The following is an 18,113-nucleotide window of genomic DNA, read 5'->3' on the forward strand; positions in this document are numbered from 1 at the left end:
GGGAGACTTTCTTTCTTTTTTTAAGCCCTCCCTACCGGGGAGGGTTTGGGTGGGGCTTCTCTTCCACGGCGACTGAGCGTGCCGGTGTTCTAAATTAAGAATACTGATTATCTGCAAACTTACCTCCCCGCACCGCCAACAGTTCGTTGTTCGCAATTTGCAAACAACGAACAATATGGTTATGTTTGTGTTATGAGAGATCATGTTGGAATGCGGCCCCTGGATATCGTTGTCCTGATGAAATTGGTTTCGCTGGCAGATAAACCCTGGCAGTACCGAGACTTATCCGCATCTTTATTAATCAGTATTTCGGAAATATCGGCTTCGCTACACAGGAGCATGATTGCCGGATTGGTGGATGGCGCACGCAAAAAAGTGATGAGGAACGCGTTAATGGAGTTTCTGCAATATGGTATGCGTTATGTTTTTCCTCAAATACCCGGGCCTATCGTAAACGGGGTAGAAACCGCGCATTCGCATCCGTTTTATAAAAATCATTTTACAAGTGATGTTCCGTTGGTGTGGCCATCGGTTAATGGCAAGGCCCGTGGGCAAGCAATTGAGCCCCTGCATAAGGGCGTAATCAAGGCGGTTGAAAATGATGATCAACTTTACCTGCTACTGGCAAGTATCGATATATTGAGGGTTGGCAAGGTTCGTGAGATCAACCTGGCGCTTAACGAACTTAAAAGATATATATTATGAGTCACAGAGAGAACCTGGTTCGTATTCAGGCAGTCCATCGGGCATTGGAGGAGATGGCCGGTCAGGTGGTATATGTTGGAGGGGCAACGGTTTCACTTTACACGGACAGGCTCTCCGGAGAAGTTCGCCCGACTGATGATGTAGACATCCTGATCGAGTTGCTCAGCTATAAAGGCTATGCTGCAATCGAAGAAAAATTACGAAGTAAAGGCTTCGTAAACGATTGGGAGTCGGGCGTGATCTGCCGCTATAAGATACACGGTGTTGTGGTTGATGTAATGCCAACTTCGGATCAAATTCTGGGTTTTGCCAACCGGTGGTATACACCGGGATTTGCGTCGGCTATAGATTATGTGATAGAAGAAGATTATATCGTTAAGATATTTTCCCCTGAATATTTTTTGGCAACCAAGCTGGAAGCTTTTAACAACAGGGGAAAGCGTGATGGGCGCACCAGTACCGATTTTGAGGATATCGTTTATGTTTTAAATAACCGGTCGGCAATATGGGATGAGCTAAAAGCAACGCGGGGGCCTCTGAAAGATTTTTTAGTGGGCTCGTTCACTAACTTATTGAACAATAAATATATCGATGAATGGATCAGCGTTCACCTGGAATATGCCGACCAGGAGCGGCAATATTTTATAGTGGGCTGCATGCGTGAATTTGTGGAGGGGAAATAATTGATATTAAAAATAATGACGAGGCCACATGTTGTGTATGGAGTTTTTTACCTGTTAGCAGAACATCCTCCACAGCATAACAATTTGAGATAGCTTCAATAATTATTTGATGTTTAGCATAGGAAATTAATTTTGACTTTTTAACCTTCTTACCATGGACTATGGACCATCAACCATGGACAAACCAAAGCTTCTCGCTTCCTGCATCTAACTTCTTGCCCTCTTCTCAAATCCCCAAATTACAGCCGGAAGAAACAGATCTCCCGGCTGTAAAGTATTTACATAATAACTAAAAAGATTTAGGTTTATGCCTCAAATATAAAACCTATAAACGGCATTGCCTATACGTACAAATACGTATTTTACATGTTTAAACATACAAAACAAACACTTTACTGGTAACCCTGCGCCTGTAGCCTAAAAAGCTCCGCATAGCGGCCATTTTTTAGCAGCAGTTCGGCATGGGTGCCAATCTCGAGCACGGTACCTTTATCCAGCACCAGGATGCGGTTGGCCAGGCGCGCGGTAGAAAAGCGGTGCGAGATGAGCACCGCCGATTTACCCTCCGTTAACTCCGCAAAACGCTGAAAAACCTCGTACTCGGCCCGGGCATCCAGCGCGGCGGTGGGCTCGTCCAATATCAGCACCTGGGCATCTTTCATATAGGCGCGGGCCAGGGCCACCTTTTGCCATTCGCCGCCCGATAGCTCAACCCCATCGTTAAACCGGCGGCCCAGCCATTGGTTATAATGCTGGGGCAGCTTCTCGGCCAGGGCATCGGCCAGGCTTTGGCTGGCGGCGCGCTCAATAAGGGCCTGGTTGTTAATCTGGCTGATGTTGCCCACGGCAATGTTTTGCGACAGCGTCATCTGGTAGCGGATATAGTCCTGAAAAATCACCCCCAGGTTTAAGCGCAAATCCTCAATGGCATACAACTTCAGGTCAACCCCGTCCAGCAAAATACGACCTTCGGTAGGGTCGTAAAGGCGCGCCATCAACTTCACCAGCGTGGTTTTGCCGGCACCGTTCTCGCCCACCAGGGCCAGCTTTTCGCCGGGTGCCAGCGTAAAGTTTAAGTGGCGATTGGCCCAGGCCGTTTGGTTATGGTACCTAAAGCCCACATCCTCAAAAGTAAAACCCTGCTTAATGGGGTTGGGGAAGGGCAGCGGCGCGGCGGCCACGGTAATGCGCGGCTTAATTTCAAAAAACTCCAAAAAATCGTTCAGGTAAATAGCCCCTTGCGATACCGAGGTGAAGCGGTTCAGCATGCCCTCCATCAGGCTGCTCAACTGCCTGAACGAACCCGCCAGAAAAGTTAAGCTCCCTACCGTTGTTTTGCCCTCAATAGTTTGGTAAATAATAACCCCGTAGGCGGCGTAATACCCCATGCTGCCCAAAACCGAAAAAAACGTCCCCCAGGCCGATCGCTTCACGGCCAGCTTGCTGTTATCGGCATAAAAACGGTTCGACAGGGTTTCAAAGCGGTTGATAATAAAATCGGCCAGGCCAAAAATCTTAACCTCCTTGGCCGTTTCGTCGCTGGCGCCTAAGTAACGCACATAGTCAAGCTCGCGCCGCTCAGGCGTCTGACTGCGCGTTAAGGCGTAGTTCTGACTGTTAAAGTACGATTCGCCCAAAAACGCCGGTATAATAGCCACCAGCAACAGCAAAATCAGCCAGGGGTTAAAGGCCGCCAGACCGGTAATTAAAAAGCCCATCGAAATAAAATCCTGCACCTGGCTCATCACCTGCGATAGCAGCACCGAGCGGCCCACCGTTTGCTGTCGCGCCCGCTCCAGCTTATCGTAAAAAACTGAATCCTCAAACTGGTCCAGATCCAGCGTGGCCGCGTGGCGCATAATGCGCATCGACGTATAGTTCGAAAACAGATCGCCCAGCAGGCTATCCAGCAAATTAATCATCCGGTTCAAGCCGTCGGTTAAAACAGCCAGGCCAAACTCCACGGCCACCAGCTGCCATAAATCGTGCTGGTTGCCCCCCGGATGCCGGTTCAGCAGCACCACCTGGTCAACAATCAGCTTACCCACATACAGCAGCGCCACCGGCATAGCCGACCGCACCACCCGCAGCAAAAAGCTAACCGAAGTTTTCCAGGGGCTGCTCAGCCACACCAGCCTAAACAACTCGGGCAAATTTTTTAAAGCCGCCAACCGCTGCCTAAACGAAATATTTTGCGGGTTAACCACATTGCGGGTTTTAGCCATGTATATCCTATAAAAACAGCAAAGTTATTATTATTTGGGTATTGAGTTATTCGGTTATTGGTTACTGAGTTATTGGTTAGTGGTTATTGGGTTACCTGGTTATTGAGTTATTGGTTATTGATTTGCTGGTTGTTAATAAGTATTGTTCATCAAAAAAACTTTCATCAACTTAATAAATTAGTGCTAACCAAATAACTCAGTAACTTAATAACCAAATAATAACCTAATAACTCAGTAACCTAATAACAACCTAATAACGACCTAATAACCATCGGGGCGTTGCCTCCGGCCCACGCTATCCGCTCATACTGCACTGGGCCTTAGCCACAAGGCCGGTATCCGCTCCTATCGTTAACGCAAACCTCACCCACCTGTCATCCCGAGGTACGAGGGGACTTTTACGAGCGATAAGTCTGCCGTATAACACCCCCGTGCAGAAGTCCTGAAGCATACCTGGCACGCGCAAAAGGTCCCTCGCTCCGGTCGGGATGACATGGTTTTAGAAAGGGATAGAGAAGCGAAAAAACATTTCATTCAACATCAACCCATTCATTCATTCAAAAATCAATCCTTCAACCCATTTAAAAATCAATCAATCAATCAATCAATCAATCAATCAATAACTCCTCTCCACTGGCTGCCAGTTGCTCAAAAAAGGCGTTGAGGGCCAATCGCTTGGCATCGGCTATGATGGCGGCATGTTGATTAATCTCTCCGGTTTGTTCGAGCTCGAGCAATTGGCGACTGGCCTTGCGGAATGCTGCTCGCTCCTGGCTGTTGCGACCGCGCAGCGGGTTGGCCTGCTCTTTGGCCTGGCGGATGGCCAGCTGCACAAATTCGCGCTTTTGCGGGGTGGTAAATGGGATGAGGCCCATCTGATCGAGGTTGTTGTACACGCGGTTGGCTACATCAAAGTACTGGCCGGTTTGGCGGTAGCAGGCATAGGCGTTGATGATGTTTTGGCGCTTAAGCTGCTGTAGTTGCGCGGCGGTGGGCGGCTGGGGCGGTGGCTCGGCGAGGCGTTTTTTTTGGAGTTTGGCTTCGGCGCGGCTTTGGTGCATCATATAGGCGGCCAGCCATTTGGCTACGCCAATTACCGTGAGGCCAAAGGTTTCGCCGTAGTGGCCACGGGTGCCGTTGCGGATGGCCAGCTTTACTTCGGCCAGGGTGAGGGTGCTGAAGCAGGCGTTTATTTCGGCTATGATCTTGATTTTGAGCAGGTCCTTATCTTTATTACCGGCTTCGGCGGGCTGGCGCAGGCCAAGGTCGAACCAGGCGTTCTCGATACTTTCGGATACGGTGTCGGCCAGCTCTTCGAGGCTGCAATGTTTGATAATTTTGCCGTTAAGGGCCTCGTAAACGGTTAGCTGGCCGGCTTGTTCAAATTTAACGACTGACATATTCTACTTAAAATTTTGCATAAAACTGTGGTGACTATCCATGGCGGCATCGGCTTTGCTGCTGACGGCTTTTTCTTTTTGGGCGCAATCTTTTTCTTTTTCCAACCACTTTTTGGCGGTTAAATAAAGCGAGGTGTAATTTTTATTTTTTTTATAATTTTCGATGGCGTCCAAAACCGAGTCGATTTGATTTTTGGTAAACCCGGCTTGCTGCAGTTGACTGACCTCGGCCTCAAAAATTTTTAAATGGGCAAAGGCGCGGTATACTTCACCCTGGTTTGGTTTGGTTTTTTTTGTGTTTATATTATCTGCACCGCTACCTTCGGCAGGGGCTGCGGGCTTACCCTCGTTATACCCTGCACTGTTACCCATACCGCCACCCGGAAAATATTTTTGCAGGTTGATGATGGTATAGGTTACGTTGGCGTTGCCGTTGGTGGTTTTAAAATCGATAAGGCCGGCTTGTTTAAGCTTGTTGCGGCTACGATCTAAAGTGGGTTTGGAGATGCCTAAATCGGCCGTGATTTTAGCATTGATGCGCCTGAATGGATTAGTCCACCGTAGGTTGTTGCCTATTTTTAACAGGTAAAAATAAAGTGCAATATCGGTTGTGGTAAACTGATGCTCATCCTGCACATCCCAAAAGTTGTTGATTAGTTCGATGTAGTTCATAAAAGCCCCTCCTAAATCCTCCCCGGTAGGGAGGACTTTAAAAAAATAAAAAAATATATGCCGCTCCTAAGAAGCCCCTCCAGGCCCCTCCTAAATCCTCCCCGGTAGGGAGGACTTTAAAAATATGAGCGATCCAAACAATCCCCCGGTAGAAGCCCCTCCTAAATCCTCCCCGGTAGGGAGGACTTTAAAAATATGAGCGATCCAAACAATCCCCCGGTAGGGGCTTAAAAAAAGTCTCCCCTACCGGGGGAGATTTAGAGGGGGCTTTGGCTTAGCACGGCATCGCCGGTTCGTTGGCTACCAGGTCGTTCACGTTGCAGAGGCGGTAGCGGCCCTGGCGGTCTTTGATCACGGCGTTATCGGTCCAACTGAGGCGGATGAAGGTTACGGCTTCCATAAATACTTCTTTGTAAATTAATTTTTCGCGGCTGCCGCTGGCTTCTATCTGTTGGCTAAACGGCATAAGGTGGTAAGTTTGTCCGGGATTCATTTTATTTATTGATTTATTGAGTGATTGATTGATTGATTGATTGATTTATTGATTTGGGTGTTGAGTTATTGGTTATCGGGTTACTGATTGTTGGGTTATTGGGTTACTGGTTATTGGTTATTGGTTATTTGGCTCTTGCTTCCTGGTTCTTGCTTCGCACTCCTTCTTCCCACTCCTCCCTCACCACCCTGTCATCCCGACAACGGAGGGATCTTTTACGAGCGATTGGTCGGCGACGTGCAGGTACGCTGACTGTGTTTGCCGCATACTTTTCAGGCGCAAAAGGTCCCTCCCTCCGGTCGGGATGAAATCGTTTTAGAGAGGGAGGGGTATTAGTTATTTGGTTATTAGTTACTGCCTATCAAGTCCGCAAAAAGTTTGCTACCTGCAACCAAGCATTTTGCAAATCCTCTTATTATACCATGGACCATCGACTATGGACCATGGACTAAAAACCATAAATCTCGTTATCATAATCTTTTTGCATTTCGGCGGCCAGGGTGGTAAAGCCGGCCAGGCGGGCGTAGTTGATGCAGGCCTGGGCCGAGCTATCGAGCGTGGTGGCGTTAAAGCGTTGGCGCAGCTGGGTTTGGATATTGTCGGTTATTTGTTCGCTTATTTCTTGTAGCTGGCGGTCAAGGTTTTGTTTATACAGGTCGGTATTTTTGGTGATCAGCATGGCTGTACCTCCTTTCCGGCGTTGAGGTAGTCGAGCAGGATGGTGCGCAGATTTTCTTCCAGGTAGATGGATAGGTTAATGTCGGCGCCAAACTGGTCGTGCTCGCCTGATGGGGTGATGCGGTCGAAGGTGTTGGCCTGGCTGTAGTTGTCGGCGGTAAAGGCTTCGAGGTGTTTGGGGTTGATGGTGGCTTCGAGCCAGTCGGCATGGTTGGGTATTTTGCCACCGGCTACGGCTTGTTTGTTGATGTACACTACGGCTATGCTGCCATCGGCGTTCAGGTCAAATTCTTCCAGGTAGTACTGGGGTTTGGGCGCCGGGGCCTGGCGCAAGGCGTTATGTACAATTGCCAGGCGGTTTATTTGTTCCATCGGAATCTTTTTTGCTACATTTGCCATGTTAAAATTTAAATTACACTTGTTATTGAATGGCCCTGTTACGTGCAGGGCTTTTCTTTTTTTATTGATATTTTTTGCTGCCAAGGGCCTCCTGACTCAGAACTCCCGGCTCAGAACTCCCCTCCCAGCCTGTATTTTAAAAGCTGGTTTTCCAGTTTAAGCTTTTCGTTTTCTTCGTACAGTTGCAGGGCTTGTTTTTTGAGCAGGTTAAAGTCGCGCAGTTTGCGGCGCAGTTTTTTGAGGTTTACTTCAGTCGCCATACGCGGAGTTTGTTTTTATCGAACGGGTCGGCCGATACGGTGAAACGTTTTTCGGTGAGCTTGTGGTAGTGCGCCGATATGGCGTTTGATACTGATGCGCGGCAGGGGGCATCAAAGCTCAGGCTCTCGTCAACATGCAGGTTGCCCAGTACGGTGCGCCAGCTTACCCGTGTGGGTACAGGAATATTTACATCAATTTTCATATTTGTTTTGTTAGTTATGTATATTTGTGTTATCTTGTGATACAAATATACAGAGAATTCTGTATTTACAAGAGAAAGTAGTACAGAAATACAGAAACTATTTATTAGTGGCTGATATACAGGATAATAATTTATGGAAACAACCGATAAGAAAGTAAAAATCAAAACCCAAAGGCCCGAAAGCCTGGAGTTTATCAGCTTGTACAATCAGCTTAAAGGCGTAGCTTTTCAAAACAATGCGATACTTTCGGCTCAGTTGGGCTTTAAAACGGATAGTTCTATTACAGAGATTGTAAAGGGGAGGCAAAATATTTCTACAGATAAATTACAGAAGTTCAAAGAGATTTACCAGGATTATATCCATACAGATAATTATGGGTCGGGGGTTTTGATGGAGCCTGAGACGGGGTACGCCAGGGCTATTAAGCAGCAAACTCAAAAGTTTTTTTACTCGGAGTTATCGGGCGATGGCGACGAAACGCCTTTCAGGGATTTGGGTAACGGGCAACTGAATATGTTTGTGCCGCTGATACAGGAACGGGCGTATGCGTCGTACATGCGGGGTTTTGCCGATCCGGAGTACCTGGCCGATCTGCCTAAGCACTCGCTGGTGGTAAGCAAGCAGCACCGGGGCCGCTATGTAGCTATTATTGTGGAGGGTGACAGCATGACGGATGGTTCTATCGATAGTATACCGGAGGGGAGCATTGCTACGGGCCGCGAGATACAGAAACATCTGTGGACGAGCCGTTTTCATATTCATCGTTTTAAGGATTATATCATCCATCATAAGGAGGGGATTATTATTAAGCGGATCATCAAGCATAATGTTGAGGATGGGGTGATCACTTGCGCTTCGTTAAATCCCGACAAGGAAAACTATCCTGATTTTAACCTGAACCTGGATGATTGTGTGGAGATTTTTAATATCGTAAATGTATCGTTAAACAGGTAAATGACGCAACAGGAAGCTATCCATAGTGCTTACCGGCAACTGCCCGATCCAAACACTTATGCTGACGATTGGTGCACCATCCGTTTTAATGCCCACCGCCTGGCCGATGGCAGCAGCAACGCCTACCTGCGGGTTGATCAGAACTACATTAAGCATTTTGATAGCTCGTTGCCTTTTGAGGTGCGCTTTACGAAGGTGAATAATAACGGGGTAATAGAGTGGGAGATTTTAAATAACGATTTTAGCGGGTTGTGAAGCCCCCTCTAAACAGCGTAGCTCTCATGCACACCAAAAAACAAACACAGTGCATAATCTCCCCCGGTAGGGGAGACTTTTTTCTTTTTTTTAAAGCCCTCCCTACCGGGGAGGGTTGGGTGGGGCTTAGATGCTCCAAATTAAGTATACTGATCATTGGATCAAAAAAAACATACTGATAATCAACACCTTAACAAGGTACCATATATAATTACAAGCACTTTGCACAAATTGTCGGTGGGGACACCGACTACGGAGAAGACCAAAACAAATGACCTAATAATCAACAACTTAAGTAGACGCCATTATAGGATTATAAGCACTTTGAACAAATTATCGGTGGGGACACCGACAAAGGAGAAACAACCACAATGCCAAAACGACCAGTTACCGACTACGCCAAGCGGTTTAAAATATTCAGAAAATATAAGGATCTAACCCAGATCCAAATTGCCGATGTATTGGGCGTAACCCAACCCGCGGTACAAAAATGGGAAAGCGGCGCCACCGACCTATCTATCGAGATCATCCAGAAACTGCGCGACAAGCTGAACATGAGCCTCGAGTGGTTTTTTACCGGCAAAGGCACCAAAGAGTTTGTAGCCGCCAAAAGCAGCATCATGAAAGATATGGCCACCATCCTCACCGATAGCGAGATGACCAAGTTTCGCCTGCAAACGCTCGAAGAAAATTATAAAAAACTGCATGCCGAATTTCATGCCTTTAAACATGGTGTGAAGGATTAGCCCCGTGATGCTTTGTTTTTTATACTTTTAATAAAAACTAAAACAACAATAATATGGACCTGAATGCTGTTTTGTGTTAGGCTATTGCCGACTTAAAATCATAATTCAGGATAACAATTCCCTATTCGCGTCGATATTCTTATCTTTGCAAAGCTTTTTTACGAAAGAATTGCTTATATTCGATATAACTAATAGTACATTTAATCGTTATTAAATAACTCAACCTTAGAGCAGTTTTATTTTTTTAAAGCAAGTTCTTATGAAAATCGCAAAAATAACCGACATGATTAAAGCCATAAAAGCATTCTTTGTAAAATCTAATGGAATTTTGCTACTTCATCATCACAATACGCCTTATGAAATCAGTGAATACTATCATGAAATCACTAATGATCTGGAAATGAAACACCTTAGTGAAGACAAGAAAAACATGAGAAGTGACGGAAACAAAATCAGGGCCGACATTAAAAGAGCAAAAGCTGTTTACGAATCTAACCTGGTAAATGGCTAAGCAAACACGCAATCAAAAAGTCAATCATTTAGAATCACATCAAGGCAAAGGCCAATCATACGAGCAAAGTGAGATCCTACTATAATAGACTGGATAAAACTACGCACAGAAAAGGAACAAGACGCCAGGTTAAATTTTAATGACAGAAAAATAACTTTAATAGAAGACTCTACTAAAAAAGCATTTGCCATTGATATGACCACCATCATCATAGCTTTTTTAGTTATTATTTGCGGAATGACATTTTCTGCCTATTTGGTGTCGCAAAATTTAAAAACAGAAGGCACTATTTTTGGCGGCGTAGTATTGATAGCCATTGTTAATTCCTTTTTAAATTTCAGAAAAAAGAAAGAGGTCGAAAAACGACCTACAACAAACGCTAAAGAAAAATCCGCCTAAACTTATTGATGCTTGGTTTTTCAATACAAATTCGCCGAGGTCAAATAATAATGTATACCGCAACACACATTTTTTAATTTGTGCTATTTTTAATTTGCCAAACCAATAAAATAGCTAATTTTGAGCCCGAAAGTATCAAAGGGCTCCCGCCCGGTATATTTTTAAGCTGTAAGGTTTTGAGTTAACGTCCATTTGGCCATAAAACTCCAAACCACCTGATAGGCCCAGGTGGCGAAATTGGTAGACGCACCATCTTGAGGGGGTGGCATTCGCAAGGATGTGGCAGTTCGAATCTGCTCCTGGGCACTTTTTGATTGATTGATTGATAAATCATTGGAGGTTACAGTATCAAGTAATCATTTTTCCATCTCCCCCTATTTATTAAAAATTGTCATCCCGACCGGAGGGAGGGAACTTTTGCGCCAGCCAGGTATGCCCCACAAATCACCGGCGAGCACCTCTACTCGGCACAACAGGGCGCCGAATTTGGTTGCCCGGATATGTCTCGGAAAATTCCAAAAATCGGCTATGGAAGATATACCTGATTGGTAAATTCATCCTGATCAATCACCATACAGGTAAAGCCCCCCCTTCCTGCACCTTCCCCGAGGGAAGGAATCGCACGTGGCCGCCGCTTTTTTTACTGCCGATACCTTTCTAAAAACTTATCATCCCCAGTAAGCCACCGCGTGTCCTAAAAAACAGGGATAATGTTTGGAACTTCATGATCTTATCTGTTGCACAGGCAAAAGTGCGCACAGGCCAGACTGCACGCCGGGCCGGGAGCTGGCCTGTGGGCGGAAGGATCGGGCAGTCTTGACGTTATTCACCTTTTGTTTGTTTTTTTTAAGGTGTTCATGAGCTCCCTACGGTCGGTATTGGTTACTTTTGTGTCAAGACAAATTGCGGTAGCAATCATTCACACCAAAAACAAACAAAAGTGAATAACGTAACAGCCCTTCACGCGGCGATTGAGCGTGCCGATGCTTTAAATTATGAATACTGATTGTCGGAGCAAAAATATGCGCTAATTATCTACAAATTAACAAAATATCATTATAAATAACACAGAAACTTCCCGCCATACAAGTATACTTGTGCCCCTCTTCAATGCTTCTTCTTGTCGTAAACTTATCGCTCTCAAAAGTTCCCTCCTACCGTCGGGATGACAAATTGTTGAAATCGATAGCCACAAAGCAAACAAACCTAACCCCCAACACCACCACCCCCATCACTTCACACCACCATCATTCCAGCGTAAAAAGTCCAGCAGTTGGCGGGCTTCGGCATCGCTAACGGGCGACATGGTCATGCCCGTGGGGTGCTGTAGCAACAAGGCCCGGCTTATCGGGTCCTTTTGTTCCATTTCTTTGGGGTTGGTTATTTGGTTTAAAATCCACTCGGGCGTGCGCCGGGCGGTAACATCTTTTAAGCCGGGGCCAACGGTATTATCGCCGGTGGCTTTATGGCAGGCAGCGCACCTGGCCAAAAACAAAGCCTCGCCACGGGCGGCCTGCGCCCTGCTTACGCTATCCAACTTAACCCACTTAAAATGCCCTACCCCTTTGCTCTCGCTTTTAACAATTTGCGCGGCGGGTGGGGCCGGTGTACTCAGCGCAGCATCCTGCGTGCTTTGGCTACCGCCGCAGGCTGTAAAAATTATAATGGCAACAAAAGGTAAAAGGTTTAACAAGGAGGCTCTCATGCTATGGCAGGGTTTGTTTAGCGGTAAAACTAAGGTACACGGCGCTGCACTGGCATGATGCCCGTCAGCAAAAAACATGATGATGGGCATACCTTCCCCCGGTTATAAACACATCATGCAGCATGGCAAAAAATGGCAACATTAAAACCTGATGTTTTTATTTAACCCGCGGACGGCAAATATACCGTACCTTTACTATCTAAAGTATAGCTGCATTTAAAAACATACCGCTATCATTCTAAAACAGCAAAGCCATGGACAACACCACAAGCACTGCCTTACCGGCCCGCTCGGCCGAAGCCTGTCATGCCAACGTAAACGCCGTTCGCGATGCCCTTTACGTATTAAACGGCAAATGGAAATTACCCCTCATTGTATCCCTGCTAAACGGCCCCCGGCGCTTTAAAGAAATACAGCGCGCCTTAGTTGATATTACACCCAAAGTACTATCAAAAGAACTGCGCGAACTCGAAATTAACGGCCTCATTGAACGCCAGGTATTTAACACCGTGCCCGTAACCGTAACCTACCAGCTCAGCCCCTATAGCGACAGCCTGCATCCGGTAATTGAGTCGCTTATGCTTTGGGGCCAAAAACACCGCGAGCGCATTGTACAAGAGCGCCGCTCTGAGCCGGTGGCGATGGAGATTGATTGATTGATTGATTGATTTGGGACGGCTTAACAGGGCGTTGCCTTCGGCCCGGGCCATCCGCTCATACGGCGCAGGCCTTAGCCACAGGGCCGGTATCCGCTACTGTCCCTAACGCGGAGAGAGATTATTTTTGATTGATTGATTTTTGAATGATTGATTGATTAGCATTGCCCGACCGCTCACCACCATGCCATCCCGACCGGAGGGAGGGACCTTTTGCGAGCGAAAAATATGCGGCATACCCAGCGCGCGCATACAGCTTAGCACGCGCAGAAGTTCCCTCGTACCTCGGCTATGGTGTGTACACATCTTTTTGAGCAAAACCCCATCGGGGTTAAAGCTCGGTAGCCTATTGGTGAGTTGGATTTTGCGTGCCGTTAGGTACGCTACTTCTTCACTTTTTGATAACCGAATGTCAAAAATAGCGCATATGCAACCGATAGGTATCGTACCTACCGGCACGAAACCTTTGTTATTGATCATTTCTACCGAGCTTTTACTCCTCCGGAGTATTTTAATCGCACCAAAAAGATGTGTATACACGGCGGGATACTCAGCATCACATAATTTTAAAAAGGGAAAGGTTAGCAAACGTAAATAGCAAAAAGGCGCAAAGTTGTTATGTCCCGTTTCTTAGCGTCTTGGCGCCTTTGCGTTACTCTTTTATATTTTTTATCAGCAATCAAATCCCTTAACCTAATAGTGTTGCCGGCCTGCATGACAGGGAGATGAAAGTGGTTGATTGTTTAAGTAGGCATCACGAAGTCCCCTTAATAACCTGATCCTGTTTCTTTTAAACACAAAACGCTTCCCCCCTGCTTCTTGCATCTAACTTCTTGCATCTAACCTCCTACTTCTCCCCCCTGCTTCTTGCATCTAACTTCTAACTTCTAACTTACAGCTTCTAAACTCCCCACTCCGGTTACGGCGGTAATATCACCTATCACCTGGTCGAGCTCGCGGGCCGATTGTAAAATATAGCTGAAGATGAGTTGCTGTTCAGGGTCGCTGGGGTTGAGGGCATTAATGAGGGGTACCAGGCCCATAATACGCGCCAGTGGCGCACGGACAACGTGCGACTGGATCCACGAAATTTCGCGCAGTTTTCTGTTCTGGTCTTCGATGGCTTTAACATATATTAACCTGTCGGTAACATCGCTGGCTAAAACAACCTTGGCCTGTTTGCCTTTGTAACTTATTTTATTGCTTTGGATATCTACCTGGATTATTTCGCCGTTCATTTTGCGGTGCCTAAAAACACCGTGAAGTTTTACATTCTGTTCGGCGTGTGATTCAGCCAAAGTTTTTTCGAGCAGGGTAATATCCTCCGCAGGGCGTATATCGCGTATGGTCATGGCTAAAAACGCTTCCCTGGTGTAGCCGTAATGCTGCAGGGCGGCTACGTTTACATCCAAAAAACGCAGGGTTGCCATATCATAAACCCACATGGGCTGTGGGCTCAGATGGAACAGGTCGCTATACCGTTTCTCCGATTCCTGCAGCGCCCATACCGTGCGTTTGCGTTCGGTAATATCTTTAAAAAATACCGACAGGCCGTTTTCGGTAGGGTAAGCACTTATGCCGAACCAGGTATCCAGGCTTGGGGAGTAATCTTCAAAATTGACGGCCCTACCCATTTCCATAGCGCTGTTTAGCTGCTTGTACGATTCGCGCGTTTTTAACTCCGGATAGCTATCCCAAAAGTATTTGCCAAGCATGGTGTGGCGCAGCCGCCCGGTGGTTTTTTCGGCAGTGCTGTTCCAGTAGGTGGTAACCCAGCGGCGGTCAACAGCAAAAAAGCCATTGCCAAGGCTCTCCAAAATGGCTTTTTTTTCGGCCAGGGCTACTTTAGCGGCAATTTCGGCTCTCTTTAGCTTATCAATATCCTGGAAACTGCCATGCACACGTATGCACACGCCTTCGGCATTATACTCCGCCTCGGCAACAACCCTAACCCACTTAATCTTTCCTTTGGCTGTTGTAATTTGTAACTCGGCATAGCAACGGATACCTTTGTCTATAGCCCGGTTGATGGCCTCAACCATTTGCCTGCGGTGCTGCCCTTCGCCATAAAAATCCAGGGATTTTTGAATATCAGGTTCAAAACCAGCATCAACCTCCATAATTTGGCGCGTAATGGCCGACCAATACACCTTACCCAAAATCAAATCTGCCTCCCAGCCGCCTATACGGGCTAAATCGGTAGCCTTTTCGAGCATCATCTGTAGTTCTTTTTTGTCCGATACATCCTTGCCCACGCAAAACAGCAAACCATCTTCGAGCGCGCGGCTCACCGTCCACGAAAGCCATATTATTTTGCCCGATTTGCTGATGTAGCGGTTTTCAAAATAAATAGTTTGCGTACCCTGCGCAAAAGCCTGCATGCGCTTGTTTTTTCCAGCCACATCGGCCGGGTGCAAAAATTTGTCTATCGGCATGCTCAAAAGCTCCTCGGTGGTATAGCCCAACAGGGCGTTCATGGCTGGGTTAACCTTTTTAAAATAACTATCGGTACCGGCAATGCAAATCATATCGGGCGCACAATCAAAAACCTGCTGCAGTTGCTGCGCCAGTTGTTTATTTTTAATTTCGGTACCCAGGTGCTGGCCAATCGCTTCAAACAAACCGGGGTACAGGCTCAACAATTCATCATCGGTATCAAAGCGCTGTATCAATACCCCTATCACATCCTGGTTATGAAACAGCGGTATGCTAAAGGCCGATTTTAAACCGGCCTGAATGGCGGGCCCGCGGCGCACAAAACCGGCATCCGGATCATCATAACGCCAAAACTGGCTAACACCGGCAGCCAGCGTAGTGCCGGGCAACCCCTCGCCCCTGGCCATATTTTTTATATCGGCGCTGTCATCAAAAAATACATGCCCCTGTGGCGCCCGCGCACTTTTAGCCTCCAGGATGATGCGTTGCTGATCGGCACTGGTAAGCCAAATTTCGGCCAGCGTGGCGCCGCCATGCTCCAATGCTTTTTGAAGCACCTGCTGCAAAGCCAGATTAAGGCTGGTTTGCTCGTTAAATACCTGGCTTATATAGGCCACCAACTCTTTTTGCCGTTCGGCATTTTTACGGTCGGTAATATCCATAAACGAAGCCAGTATGCGTACCGGCTGCTGCCGCGCATTAACCACCACAAAACCACGGTTAAGCAAGGTACCCCAGGTTTGGTTGGCACGCAGGTATACCACTTCTTGCTGCCAGCTAAAAACCAGTTTTTCGCGAATGCGCTTATCCAGATCAATAAACATTTGGCGCTCATTGGGATGCAGGCGCTGTAGCCATTCGTGCTGGCTGGGTACGGGCCCCTTGGGGTCAAAACCAAACAGGGTAAAATGGCTCTCGCTCCACCAAACCTCGTTGGTTTCGAGGTTCCACTCAAACAGGGCATCGTTTGTGGCCCTGCTCATCAGCCTGAAGCGCTCGTTATACTGGCGCAGCCGGTCGTCGGCCCGTTTACGTTCAGATATATCGCGTATAAATATGGATACACCACCTGCCGATGGGTAAATGCGGTTTTCTTGCCATAAATCAAGCGGTGCAAAATAATCTTCGTTACAAATGTATTCACGCTGCCGAAGCGCTTTTTGGATGGCCTTAAACGTAACCGAACCTTCGGCCTCGGGGAAAAGGGCAAGGATGTGCTTGCCTACAAGTGCAGTAGGCTCCATATTAACCAATTGCCCCATGCGTTTGTTGGCGTAGCTAAATTTCAGCTCAAAATCAATAGTAATAAAGCCGTCGTCAATATTTTCGAGCAAGTCTGCAATCTGGGTCGCTTTTACAGCTACTTCGGTTTGGGCTTCTTTTACCTCGCTGATATCGTATATCAGCGAGTAAAAACCCTTTACAGCATGGCCATCAAAATCGGGCAGATATTGGGTAAGGGTATAAATAGTTTCGCCAGTGTTTTTTACAAAGTTACGCTCAAACCTTTGGGCGTTGCCTGCCAGTACCTGGTACAGGTGCTGCTGATGGGTGTTAAATTCGGCGGGGTGCATCAGGTCGCGCTTGTGGCAGCCAATTACCGATTTGCCGTTGTGGCCAAAATAATCCTGATAGGGCTGGTTGGCAAACAGGCATTGTAAACCGGCCGAGTAATAGGCTATCATGGCGGGCAGATTATCGGTAATGGTTTGTATAAACTGCACCTTTTGGGCAAGCAGGCCGCTCCCGGGGCCTTCGGCAGCCTGGCCGTTTTGCCCGCTATCAGTTTGCAGAGGCGCCGGTTCTGCCTCGCCATCAGGCGCTTGCAGCATAATTTGGTACGTAGTTAACCGGCTATTGGCATCATAAAGGGCGGTGAACGTTACCTCGGTCTCAAAAACACGGCCTGCCTTGGTTATTTGACTTTGGCGCTTGGTTAGTGTGCCCCCCGCCAAAGCCGGTTGAATGTTTTGGTTGCAATATAAAGGCTTGCCTGCGGCATCGGCAAACAAAAATGCTATATTTTGGCCGAGCGCCTCGTGCTCGGTATAGCCATAGCGCGCGCAAGCACAATAGCTCCAGCTTTGTACCTGCCAAAACGGGTTGGTAATAACCATAGTTAAACCAGGCCCTGTTGAGGCGGCTTGCTCATCAATATTATTATTCATAAATAACACCGCTTTAGGCAGTGCGGGGTTTATAATTGGGTACCACTAAATTTAATTAACTAAATCTCTTTAGGTTGCAAAAATGCAATCTCATTATATGGCATAAGCAGAGGTACTAATATAGAAAGGATTTTTTAAAAAAACACACTTTGACGAAATAATATATTATTTCAAACAACTATTATTAAGCAGCAAAATACTCCGGTTAGCCTGCGGGCAGGCCGTTAATGGTTGGCTCAGCAGTAAAACAATGCCCTGCGTTAAGGATAGCAGCGGATACCGGCCCAGTGGCTAAGGCCTGCGCAGTATAAGCGGATAGCCTGGGCCGAAGGCAACGCCCTGTTGGGGGTTATTGGTTATTGGGTTATTGGTTATTGGTTATTGGTTATTGGTTATTGGGTTATTGGTTATTGGTTGTTATTAGGTTGCTGATTATTAGATGATTGGTAGGTTATGAAGTTGCTGATTACTATGTAATTTGTAAGCTACTACGTTATTAGATGACTGGTAGGTTATTGGGGTTAATGAATATTTTTGATGAACAAACACCTAACAACAACCTGC

18 protein-coding genes and 1 tRNA gene are annotated in these 18,113 nt (G+C 46.8%); 9 read left to right on the plus strand and 10 right to left on the minus strand.

Annotated features, from left to right (window positions below; translation table 11 throughout):
• Positions 1-192: 192 nt before the first annotated feature.
• Positions 193-705, plus strand: coding sequence for a hypothetical protein (locus tag MUCPA_RS01755; RefSeq protein ID WP_008504098.1), 513 nt, complete (start codon positions 193-195; stop codon positions 703-705).
• Positions 702-1,388, plus strand: coding sequence for a hypothetical protein (locus tag MUCPA_RS01760; RefSeq protein WP_008504099.1), 687 nt, complete (start codon positions 702-704; stop codon positions 1,386-1,388). The genes MUCPA_RS01755 and MUCPA_RS01760 overlap by 4 nt, the downstream gene beginning before the upstream one ends.
• 392 nt (positions 1,389-1,780) lie before the next feature.
• Here MUCPA_RS01760 and MUCPA_RS01765 read toward each other — a convergent pair whose 3' ends face one another.
• The 8 genes from MUCPA_RS01765 to MUCPA_RS01795 all read right to left on the minus strand — a co-directional run bounded on the left by MUCPA_RS01765 (position 1,781) and on the right by MUCPA_RS01795 (position 7,718).
• Positions 1,781-3,613, minus strand: a complete 1,833-nt coding sequence (locus MUCPA_RS01765) for an ABC transporter ATP-binding protein (protein WP_008504100.1) — start codon at positions 3,611-3,613, stop codon at positions 1,781-1,783.
• 608 nt (positions 3,614-4,221) lie between these two features.
• Positions 4,222-5,013 (minus strand): hypothetical protein, encoded by a 792-nt coding sequence (locus MUCPA_RS01770; RefSeq protein WP_008504101.1) that lies wholly within the window; start codon positions 5,011-5,013, stop codon positions 4,222-4,224.
• 3 nt (positions 5,014-5,016) lie between these two features.
• Complete coding sequence (locus MUCPA_RS35540) at positions 5,017-5,685, minus strand: hypothetical protein (RefSeq protein WP_008504102.1); 669 nt, start codon at positions 5,683-5,685, stop codon at positions 5,017-5,019.
• A 274-nt stretch (positions 5,686-5,959) separates the two neighbouring features.
• A complete protein-coding gene (locus MUCPA_RS01780; RefSeq protein ID WP_008504103.1) occupies positions 5,960-6,178 on the minus strand; it encodes a hypothetical protein in 219 nt (72 codons plus the stop codon).
• Between the two features lie 448 nt (positions 6,179-6,626).
• Positions 6,627-6,857 carry a hypothetical protein gene (locus MUCPA_RS01785; RefSeq protein ID WP_008504104.1) on the minus strand — a complete coding sequence of 77 codons (231 nt, stop codon included), beginning with the start codon at positions 6,855-6,857 and terminating at the stop codon, positions 6,627-6,629.
• Positions 6,851-7,255 carry a hypothetical protein gene (locus MUCPA_RS01790; protein WP_008504105.1) on the minus strand — a complete coding sequence of 135 codons (405 nt, stop codon included), beginning with the start codon at positions 7,253-7,255 and terminating at the stop codon, positions 6,851-6,853. Before MUCPA_RS01790 ends, MUCPA_RS01785 begins: the two co-directional genes overlap by 7 nt.
• A gap of 110 nt (positions 7,256-7,365) precedes the next feature.
• A complete protein-coding gene (locus MUCPA_RS37510) occupies positions 7,366-7,515 on the minus strand; it encodes a hypothetical protein (RefSeq protein ID WP_008504106.1) in 150 nt (49 codons plus the stop codon).
• Positions 7,500-7,718: a hypothetical protein gene (locus tag MUCPA_RS01795; protein ID WP_008504107.1), complete on the minus strand. Its 219-nt coding sequence runs from the start codon at positions 7,716-7,718 to the stop codon at positions 7,500-7,502. Before MUCPA_RS01795 ends, MUCPA_RS37510 begins: the two co-directional genes overlap by 16 nt.
• Before the next feature lie 133 nt (positions 7,719-7,851).
• On the opposite strand from MUCPA_RS01795, the gene MUCPA_RS35545 reads away from it, so the two are divergent.
• The 6 genes from MUCPA_RS35545 to MUCPA_RS01825 all read left to right on the plus strand — a co-directional run bounded on the left by MUCPA_RS35545 (position 7,852) and on the right by MUCPA_RS01825 (position 10,890).
• Complete coding sequence (locus MUCPA_RS35545; RefSeq protein ID WP_008504108.1) at positions 7,852-8,673, plus strand: S24 family peptidase; 822 nt, start codon at positions 7,852-7,854, stop codon at positions 8,671-8,673.
• Positions 8,674-8,928: a hypothetical protein gene (locus MUCPA_RS01805; protein ID WP_008504109.1), complete on the plus strand. Its 255-nt coding sequence runs from the start codon at positions 8,674-8,676 to the stop codon at positions 8,926-8,928.
• Positions 8,929-9,299: 371 nt separating this feature from the next.
• Positions 9,300-9,674, plus strand: a complete 375-nt coding sequence (locus MUCPA_RS35550) for a helix-turn-helix domain-containing protein (protein ID WP_008504110.1) — start codon at positions 9,300-9,302, stop codon at positions 9,672-9,674.
• A gap of 259 nt (positions 9,675-9,933) precedes the next feature.
• A complete protein-coding gene (locus tag MUCPA_RS01815; RefSeq protein WP_008504111.1) occupies positions 9,934-10,185 on the plus strand; it encodes a hypothetical protein in 252 nt (83 codons plus the stop codon).
• Positions 10,186-10,380: 195 nt separating this feature from the next.
• Entirely contained in the window at positions 10,381-10,584 is a 204-nt protein-coding gene (locus MUCPA_RS01820; protein ID WP_008504112.1) for a hypothetical protein, read from the plus strand.
• Between the two features lie 222 nt (positions 10,585-10,806).
• A tRNA-Leu gene (locus tag MUCPA_RS01825) sits at positions 10,807-10,890 on the plus strand.
• A gap of 925 nt (positions 10,891-11,815) precedes the next feature.
• Here the strand turns inward: MUCPA_RS01825 and MUCPA_RS01830 are convergent.
• Positions 11,816-12,379, minus strand: coding sequence for a c-type cytochrome (locus MUCPA_RS01830; RefSeq protein ID WP_008504113.1), 564 nt, complete (start codon positions 12,377-12,379; stop codon positions 11,816-11,818).
• A 164-nt stretch (positions 12,380-12,543) separates the two neighbouring features.
• Here MUCPA_RS01830 and MUCPA_RS01835 point away from each other — a divergent pair, with 164 nt between their 5' ends.
• Entirely contained in the window at positions 12,544-12,945 is a 402-nt protein-coding gene (locus MUCPA_RS01835) for a winged helix-turn-helix transcriptional regulator (protein WP_008504114.1), read from the plus strand.
• Between the two features lie 887 nt (positions 12,946-13,832).
• Here the strand turns inward: MUCPA_RS01835 and MUCPA_RS35555 are convergent.
• The gene (locus MUCPA_RS35555; protein WP_008504115.1) at positions 13,833-17,549 is read right to left on the minus strand and encodes a PAS domain S-box protein; all 3,717 of its coding nucleotides are present in this window, start codon (positions 17,547-17,549) and stop codon (positions 13,833-13,835) included.
• Positions 17,550-18,113 lie beyond the last annotated feature (564 nt).

This window comes from Mucilaginibacter paludis DSM 18603, from assembly GCF_000166195.2.
In the GTDB taxonomy this organism is placed as follows: Bacteria; Bacteroidota; Bacteroidia; order Sphingobacteriales; family Sphingobacteriaceae; genus Mucilaginibacter; species Mucilaginibacter paludis.

What these genes read in the sequence shown, in the direction of transcription:
- MUCPA_RS01765 (WP_008504100.1), bottom strand. Translation starts at nt 3,613, where the DNA reads ATGGCTAAAACCCGCAATGTGGTTAACCCGCAAAATATTTCGTTTAGG.
- MUCPA_RS01835 (WP_008504114.1), top strand. Translation starts at nt 12,544, where the DNA reads ATGGACAACACCACAAGCACTGCCTTACCGGCCCGCTCGGCCGAAGCC.
- MUCPA_RS37510 (WP_008504106.1), bottom strand. Translation starts at nt 7,515, where the DNA reads ATGGCGACTGAAGTAAACCTCAAAAAACTGCGCCGCAAACTGCGCGAC.
- MUCPA_RS35540 (WP_008504102.1), bottom strand. Translation starts at nt 5,685, where the DNA reads ATGAACTACATCGAACTAATCAACAACTTTTGGGATGTGCAGGATGAG.
- MUCPA_RS35550 (WP_008504110.1), top strand. Translation starts at nt 9,300, where the DNA reads ATGCCAAAACGACCAGTTACCGACTACGCCAAGCGGTTTAAAATATTC.
- MUCPA_RS01795 (WP_008504107.1), bottom strand. Translation starts at nt 7,718, where the DNA reads ATGAAAATTGATGTAAATATTCCTGTACCCACACGGGTAAGCTGGCGC.
- MUCPA_RS01820 (WP_008504112.1), top strand. Translation starts at nt 10,381, where the DNA reads ATGACCACCATCATCATAGCTTTTTTAGTTATTATTTGCGGAATGACA.
- MUCPA_RS01770 (WP_008504101.1), bottom strand. Translation starts at nt 5,013, where the DNA reads ATGTCAGTCGTTAAATTTGAACAAGCCGGCCAGCTAACCGTTTACGAG.
- MUCPA_RS35555 (WP_008504115.1), bottom strand. Translation starts at nt 17,549, where the DNA reads ATGAATAATAATATTGATGAGCAAGCCGCCTCAACAGGGCCTGGTTTA.
- MUCPA_RS01790 (WP_008504105.1), bottom strand. Translation starts at nt 7,255, where the DNA reads ATGGCAAATGTAGCAAAAAAGATTCCGATGGAACAAATAAACCGCCTG.
- MUCPA_RS01815 (WP_008504111.1), top strand. Translation starts at nt 9,934, where the DNA reads ATGAAAATCGCAAAAATAACCGACATGATTAAAGCCATAAAAGCATTC.
- MUCPA_RS01785 (WP_008504104.1), bottom strand. Translation starts at nt 6,857, where the DNA reads ATGCTGATCACCAAAAATACCGACCTGTATAAACAAAACCTTGACCGC.
- MUCPA_RS01780 (WP_008504103.1), bottom strand. Translation starts at nt 6,178, where the DNA reads ATGAATCCCGGACAAACTTACCACCTTATGCCGTTTAGCCAACAGATA.
- MUCPA_RS01760 (WP_008504099.1), top strand. Translation starts at nt 702, where the DNA reads ATGAGTCACAGAGAGAACCTGGTTCGTATTCAGGCAGTCCATCGGGCA.
- MUCPA_RS01755 (WP_008504098.1), top strand. Translation starts at nt 193, where the DNA reads ATGAGAGATCATGTTGGAATGCGGCCCCTGGATATCGTTGTCCTGATG.
- MUCPA_RS01805 (WP_008504109.1), top strand. Translation starts at nt 8,674, where the DNA reads ATGACGCAACAGGAAGCTATCCATAGTGCTTACCGGCAACTGCCCGAT.
- MUCPA_RS35545 (WP_008504108.1), top strand. Translation starts at nt 7,852, where the DNA reads ATGGAAACAACCGATAAGAAAGTAAAAATCAAAACCCAAAGGCCCGAA.
- MUCPA_RS01830 (WP_008504113.1), bottom strand. Translation starts at nt 12,379, where the DNA reads ATGCCCATCATCATGTTTTTTGCTGACGGGCATCATGCCAGTGCAGCG.